Source organism: Thalassotalea litorea, from assembly GCF_005843925.1.
GTDB lineage: Bacteria > Pseudomonadota > Gammaproteobacteria > Enterobacterales > Alteromonadaceae > Thalassotalea_A > Thalassotalea_A litorea_A.
Genome location: NZ_VCBC01000013.1, coordinates 39028 through 46003 on the forward strand (window position 1 = coordinate 39028; position 6976 = coordinate 46003).

Genomic DNA, 6976 nt, shown 5'->3' on the forward strand with positions numbered 1-6976 from the left:
CATCGCCTATACTTGAACACCCAACATTGCTTTTTTCACATCGAGATCAGCAAGTTAAAACTAAGCATCAGGGGATTTGGGATATTTACAATCCACTTTGTCCGGATAAAGGAATAATCACATGCTGACACCACAACATATCGACCATATTGTCCTCAACGCCCAGCAATCGCCACAGGACATGTTAAATTTTTATTGTCAGGTACTCGGTTGCGTAGTGGAACGACAAGAACCGGATTTTCATTTAACCCAGCTTCGAGCCGGGTTTTCCATTATCGATTTACTGACTGGGCCAGAATCCAATCATCAAATTCAAAATCCTGCGGGTAGCGAAATATTCCGGCAAAAAAATGTCGACCACTTTTGTCTGACCGTTAACGAAACAATAGACAAAAAATTATTAGAATGGTTTGCCGATCATGGCGTTGAATGTTCTGACATCCATGATAACTATGGCGCACAGGGATTTGGCGAGTCGGTATACATCAAAGATCCACTTGGCAATACAATTGAAATTAAAACCATGAAGCCTGCCCCTTTGTAATTGTTCCGGGATACACAATTGATACAGTAATGATGGGGGAATGACATTCCTATCTGCTTTGCATTGTTTTATAATGCCGCCACTTTTACAAACCCAGTAGTCAGGATTAGTTCATTGATCACCACAGCGAATATCACCATGCAATTTGGTGCTAAACCTCTTTTTGAAAATATCTCAGTAAAATTTGGTGGCGGTAACCGCTACGGTCTTATCGGTGCCAACGGTTGCGGCAAGTCCACGTTTATGAAAATTTTGGGCGGCGATTTAGAGCCAAGCGCTGGAAATGTCTCCGTCGATATTAATGAGCGGGTGGGTAAACTTCGCCAGGACCAGTTTGCGTTTGAAGAGTATTCTGTGGTCGATACTGTGATCATGGGTCACGTTGAACTTTGGGCCATTAAAGAAGAAAGAGATCGTATTTACTCGCTGGCCGAAATGAGTGAAGAAGACGGTATGAAAGTCGCTGACCTGGAAACCCAGTTTGCGGAAATGGACGGTTATACCGCCGAGAGTCGCGCTGGTGAACTGTTGATGGGTGTTGGTATTCCAGTGGATCAGCACTTTGGTCCTATGAGTGAAATTGCCCCAGGTTTTAAACTTCGAGTATTGCTGGCTCAGGCACTATTCTCTGATCCCGATATTCTGCTGCTTGATGAACCTACCAACAACCTGGATATTCATACGATCCAATGGCTGGAAGAAATTCTCAACGAGCGCAATTCAACAATGATCATAATTTCCCATGACCGTCACTTTTTAAATAGTGTCTGTACCCATATGGCGGATCTGGATTATGGTGAGTTAAATGTCTACGCCGGTAATTATGATGAATATATGCTTGCTGCGACTCAGGCAAGAGCCCGTCTAATGGCCGATAACGCGAAGAAGAAGGCACAAATTTCTGAATTGCAGGATTTTGTTCGTCGATTCTCTGCAAATGCGTCAAAAGCAAAACAAGCGACATCTCGTGCCAAACAAATCGATAAAATTCAGCTTGATGAAGTCAAAGCTTCCAGCCGGGTGAATCCTTTTATTCGTTTTGATCAGGAAAAAAAGCTGTTTCGTAATGCCATTGAAATTGAATCATTGAACAAGTCATTTGATGATAACCATATCCTCAAAAATATTAATTTAATGGCGGAAGTCGGTGAAAAAATTGCGGTCATTGGCGAAAATGGTATCGGTAAAACCACCTTCTTGCGGACCATAATGAGTGAACTACAGCCGGAGTCTGGAGAAGTGAAGTGGTCAGAAAATGCCAACATTGCTTATTATGCACAAGATCATGCGGACGATTTCGCGCAAGATCTCACGTTATTCGATTGGATGAGTCAGTGGAAGAATCCTGGCGATGATGAACAGGTAGTCCGTGGATTCTTAGGGCGCTTATTGTTTTCTCAAGACGACATCAAAAAATCGGTGAAAGTTCTGTCTGGTGGTGAGCAAGGCCGCATGTTATTTGGAAAAATGATGATGCAAAAGCCGAACGTTCTGGTATTGGATGAACCAACAAACCATATGGATATGGAGTCAATCGAATCATTGAACATTGCCTTAGAAAAATACGAAGGGACCTTGATTTTCGTCAGTCATGACCGTGAATTTGTTTCCTCGCTAGCCACTCGCGTGATCGAGCTCAAAGGCGATAATTATGTTGATTTTGCGGGCGGTTACGACGAGTATCTCGCAAGCCAGAAATAGTAAATAAGCACCATGTTGTGCGACCACTAGATGCATTTAAAATCTAAGGAGCCAATTGGCTCCTTTTTTTTGGGCATAAACAAATGCTTTGACCAGCCATTGTTCCTTCCATAAACGCCAATACGGTTACGGATGTTGATTTAAAGCAAGGTAAAGAAAATTGTTTCATTTATGGCTTGTCAGAATAATCAAATATGGAGTAAGGTTAAGTAAAGAGCGAACGATTAAGGTGGTTAATGAGCGACAACAAAACCCAACCAACAAACCTTGACCCCGATACACTTATCGCTGCTATCGAACACCCTGTTAAACGACAGGACAGTGAACAACTACTGCAAATTTTTTCCGACATTACCAAACAAAAGCCAAAACTTTGGGGAACTTCCATTATTGGCTTTGGTCAATATCATTACCGTTATGATTCAGGTCGCGAAGGAGATTTTTTAAGAGCGGGCTTTTCACCGCGAAAACAAAACATCGCCCTATATATCATTCTTGGCTTTAGTCAGTATCAGTCGTTAATGGCGCAATTAGGAAAACACAAAGTCGGCAAGTCGTGTTTGTATATCAACAAACTGGCAGATATTAATCTCGATATTTTGAAACAATTAATCAAATTGAGTTACCAGGATATGGAATTAAAATATCCTGTTTAATCAATCACTTTAAACATCAACAATCGATAAGGAACCTTAAATCTCTTATTAAATAAAATTTTTTACCCCGGATAAGCTTGTAAGGTCAGATTATCGTCCCCATGCTTATCATGAAGACTCGAAAAAAGGAGAGCTGTATGAAAATAAATATTTCAGGCCATCATGTAGAAGTAACCGAGGCTATCGCCGAAGTCATTCATAGTAAATATGCAAAAGTTGCCAACCACTTCCCCAACCTTATGTCTCTTGACATCATTCTTAAAGTGGAGAAAAACATCCAAAAAATCGAAGTCACGACTCAGTACGAAAATGCGAAAGTTTCTGTCACCGCCGCTGCCGATGATCTGTATAAGGCTATCGGAAATTCCGTGAAAAAAATGGAATCCGCGCTTGCCCATCGCAAAGGTGTGATTAACGCAAACCTGCACAATAAATATCAAGTCCCGGAACAGGAACTTGTTGCCAACCCTAACTAACTCTCTTAAATATTAAACACAAAAAAAGAGCATCGGTTAGATGCTCTTTTTGTATGAAAGCTTCTATAGGCCTTTAATCAATAAGACGAAAAGCCTAAGATTATATCGCTAAATTATTACTCACCATCATCGGTATATTCACCGGGTTTTCGACGCATTACTGGTAAGTCACCAATATCTTGAGCATCATGAAATACTCGTTTCTTCGGTTTCGCTTTAGGTTTTGACGATTTCTTCTGAGCCGCTTTGGTCGCGGGGCCTTTATTCGTTGGCTTACGTTTCGCTTTTGGTTTTAAGCCTTTGAATTTCGCTTCCATTCCATTAACAACGCTAAATTCAATAGCCTGTTGCAAAAACCCCTGAATGCTTAAATAACTTTGCCAGTCTTTCGGTCCGATAAAGGAAATCGCATCCCCTTTTTCTCCGGCACGACCGGTTCGGCCTATGCGATGCACATATTCTTCAGGGTGCTTCGGTAAATCAAAGTTAATCACGTGGGAAACATTCACCAGATCCAATCCTCTGGATGCTAAATCGGTTGTCACCAGTACCTTCGCCTGCCCTTTGGCAAACTGTTCCATGATGCGGTTTCGATCCGATTGTTTTAAATCACCGCTTAACGCCACAGAATCGACCCCCTGCTCCTGCAGGAAGCTCGCTAACCGTTCGGTATCGGAACGAGTTGCGGTAAAGATAATCATCTGCTGGAATGATTCATTACTCAGCAAATGGTTTAGTAAAGCTTCTTTGTGATCTAAGTGATCCGTTAACACAAATCGCTGATGAATATCTTTGTGCTCTGAAGTGATTTCACCAACCTTAATACGCTTCGGTTTATTTAATAAATCGAGAGCAAAATCTTCTACTTGTTGGTGATCCATGGTTGCCGAAAACATCAAAGTCTGACGCTTGCGATGATCGGCTGCCTGATGAATTTGTTTCAGTTGGTCGGCAAAGCCCAAATCTAACATCCGATCCGCTTCATCAAGAATTAACAATTCCAATCCGTGCAGATAAAAATGCCCTTGTTTAAGGTGATCCGCTAACCGACCTGGGGTAGCCACGATGATATGCGGCTCTTTGGCTAGCACTTTTACCTGGTCATTAAAATTTTCGCCGCCTAAAATCAAAACCGATTTAAACTGGGTACCGGAGCTTACTAAGCGCAGTTGACTAAACACCTGCTTGGCCAATTCTCGAGTTGGCGTTAAGATCACAACCCTGGGGTCGCGCTTTGCCAATGCGCGTTGGCGAATTAAACGATGCAACGCTGGTAATAGAAACGCCAGCGTTTTACCTGAACCAGTCTTCGAAGATGCGATCAGGTCATTGCCTGCCATGGCAGACGGTATCGCATGTTGCTGAATTTCAGACGCCTGCTCAAAGCCTAAATGTTCAATGGCTTTGACTAATCGGTTATCCAGATTAAATTGATCAAATTGCAAAAATCTATGCTCCTTGGGAGGATAAAAATAAACGCACAGAATGTATTTACAAGCTGTGCGTTTTTATTGGTTACTAACTAGTTTAGTCGGTTACGAACAAGTTTCGTGAGTTACTGCTGGGCGCGAGCGTCAATAAAGGCAATTGCTTTATCAATACGTGTTTGTATTTGCTCTGGCTGCAATAATGCTAACGTCACATCTAACGATGGTGAATTCCCGCCACCGGTTGAAGCCACACGTAATGGCATTCCCACTTTCCCCATGCCAACTTCGAGTTCTTCTGCGGTATCATTGATCGCCTTTTGAATATTTTCTGGAGACCATTCGTCAATAGCAGCAAGCTTGCTTTTCACCACTTCTAATGGCTCTTTGGCAACACCACGTAGATGTTTCTTCGCCGCTTTAGCATCAAACTCTTGATATTCTTCGAAGAAATAGCGACTGATTTCGGCCATCTCTTTCAACGTTTTTACACGATCTGCCTGAACCTTAACAACATCAGCAAGCGCAGGGCCTTGTGCAGTATTAATGTCCTGATTATCCATATGCCATTGCAGGTGACTCGCAACATATTCTGGATCTAATGACTTCATGTAGTGTTGGTTTACCCAAATTAGCTTTTCAGTATTGAACGCTGACGGCGCGCGGTTACAGCCGCTTAAGTCGAATAGTTCAATCATCTCGTCACGGGAGAAAATTTCTTGATCGCCGTGAGACCAGCCAAGACGAACCAAATAGTTCAGCAGAGCTTCAGGCAAGTAGCCGTCATCGCGGTACTGCATCACACCAACGGCGCCGTGACGTTTCGATAAGCGCTTACCGTCATCCCCTAAAATCATTGGAATGTGCGCATATTTTGGTAAAGGAGCACCCAAGGCATTAAGAATATTGATTTGGCGAGGTGTGTTGTTAACGTGATCGTCACCGCGGATCACATGGCTAATTTTCATATCCCAATCATCTACAACCACTGTAAGGTTGTAGGTTGGCGAACCGTCAGAACGGGCAATAATCAAATCATCCAGTTCCTGGTTAGAGATTTCAATATTCCCTTTCACCAAGTCTTCGATAATGACCGAACCAGCCAACGGGTTTTTAAAACGGATTACGTAAGGCTTATCTTGCGGATAATCAGTGCGTTCACGCCACATACCGTTGTAGCGAGGTTTCTCGCCATTGGCACGTTGCTCTTCACGCATCGCTTCAACTTCTTCCGGCGTACAATAACAGCGATATGCCTGGCCGTTATCCACTAATTGCTGAATTACCTCTTTGTAACGATCAAAACGCTTGGTTTGATAATATGGCCCTAAGTTCCAGTCAAGCTTCAACCAGTTCATCCCGTCCATAATTGCATCGACAGATGCCTGAGTGGAACGTTCCAGATCCGTATCTTCAATCCTAAGCACAAAATCACCGCCATTTTTCTTGGCAAATAACCAGCTATATAGGGCTGTACGGGCACCACCAACGTGCAAATAACCAGTTGGGCTTGGTGCAAAACGGGTTGTTAAAGTCATATTTATCTCACTAACAAAGTCTCTGTACAGGTAGCAATTCTCGCAGAATAATCACTGACTTATAAGAATCTGCATAACAGAGAAACACGGAAAAATTTGCGCCATATTTTAGCAGAGGACGGGACAGGTTAAAACGATAAACGCAAATAACTCGAAATTAAGGTCTAAGATGGTTGAGGGTACGCGATAAACAACATTGCTGTGGGTACATCATCGAAGATTATTTAGGGTTGCCAACATGAACCTTGGTATGCCGAGTTTGTCGGGAACTGAAATTCTGTACCCGCGATAAAACGTTGCTTCGAAAGCGATTGCATAAATTATGGTTTTGGAATTAGTTTTTGACGTACATACGCTGAGAACTAATGCCAATTCCATTAGTTAGGTGCTCTATTGAGAATGTGAGATAACGGGTTATAACAATTAAAATTTGATGGGGATAGTCGACCTATCTTCATTAAATTTTAAGCCGTTAGAACGTGTTAGATTCATTCCCGTAGGGTTGCATTTTAGTTCAAGGAAAATGCGACTCAGTGGGCAGATAACTATTGGACTTGGTATATTGGTGGACGGTACTGGGCTCGAACCAGTGATTCGGCGCGGGTTGTTAAGAGCGGGCGGTTCTCTCCCAACT

Annotated in this window: 6 protein-coding genes; 4 read left to right on the forward strand and 2 right to left on the reverse strand. The window is 42.6% G+C overall.

Translation table 11 applies throughout. The features are described from left to right. The first annotated feature begins 121 nt into the window (after window positions 1-121). The 4 genes from FE810_RS13270 to hpf all read left to right on the forward strand — a co-directional run bounded on the left by FE810_RS13270 (window position 122) and on the right by hpf (window position 3377). A complete protein-coding gene (locus FE810_RS13270; RefSeq protein ID WP_138320553.1) occupies window positions 122-544 on the forward strand; it encodes a VOC family protein in 423 nt (140 codons plus the stop codon). A 114-nt stretch (window positions 545-658) separates the two neighbouring features. After that, window positions 659-2245 (forward strand): ABC-F family ATPase, encoded by a 1587-nt coding sequence (locus FE810_RS13275; RefSeq protein ID WP_138320554.1) that lies wholly within the window; start codon window positions 659-661, stop codon window positions 2243-2245. Between the two features lie 236 nt (window positions 2246-2481). Further along, window positions 2482-2901 carry a DUF1801 domain-containing protein gene (locus tag FE810_RS13280; protein ID WP_138320555.1) on the forward strand — a complete coding sequence of 140 codons (420 nt, stop codon included), beginning with the start codon at window positions 2482-2484 and terminating at the stop codon, window positions 2899-2901. A 137-nt stretch (window positions 2902-3038) separates the two neighbouring features. Further along, window positions 3039-3377 carry a ribosome hibernation-promoting factor, HPF/YfiA family gene (hpf, locus tag FE810_RS13285; protein ID WP_138320556.1) on the forward strand — a complete coding sequence of 113 codons (339 nt, stop codon included), beginning with the start codon at window positions 3039-3041 and terminating at the stop codon, window positions 3375-3377. 116 nt (window positions 3378-3493) lie between these two features. On the opposite strand, the gene FE810_RS13290 is transcribed toward hpf, so the two are convergent. Next, on the reverse strand, window positions 3494-4822 hold the full coding sequence (locus FE810_RS13290; RefSeq protein WP_138320557.1) for a DEAD/DEAH box helicase: 1329 nt from the start codon (window positions 4820-4822) through the stop codon (window positions 3494-3496). 110 nt (window positions 4823-4932) lie between these two features. Beyond that, on the reverse strand, window positions 4933-6342 hold the full coding sequence (gene gltX / locus FE810_RS13295) for a glutamate--tRNA ligase (RefSeq protein WP_138320558.1): 1410 nt from the start codon (window positions 6340-6342) through the stop codon (window positions 4933-4935). Window positions 6343-6976 lie beyond the last annotated feature (634 nt).

Bases quoted from the DNA above. Each gene is read 5' to 3' on its own strand.
- FE810_RS13270 (WP_138320553.1), top strand. From the start codon at position 122: ATGCTGACACCACAACATATCGACCATATTGTCCTCAACGCCCAGCAA.
- FE810_RS13280 (WP_138320555.1), top strand. From the start codon at position 2,482: ATGAGCGACAACAAAACCCAACCAACAAACCTTGACCCCGATACACTT.
- hpf (WP_138320556.1), top strand. From the start codon at position 3,039: ATGAAAATAAATATTTCAGGCCATCATGTAGAAGTAACCGAGGCTATC.
- gltX (WP_138320558.1), bottom strand. From the start codon at position 6,342: ATGACTTTAACAACCCGTTTTGCACCAAGCCCAACTGGTTATTTGCAC.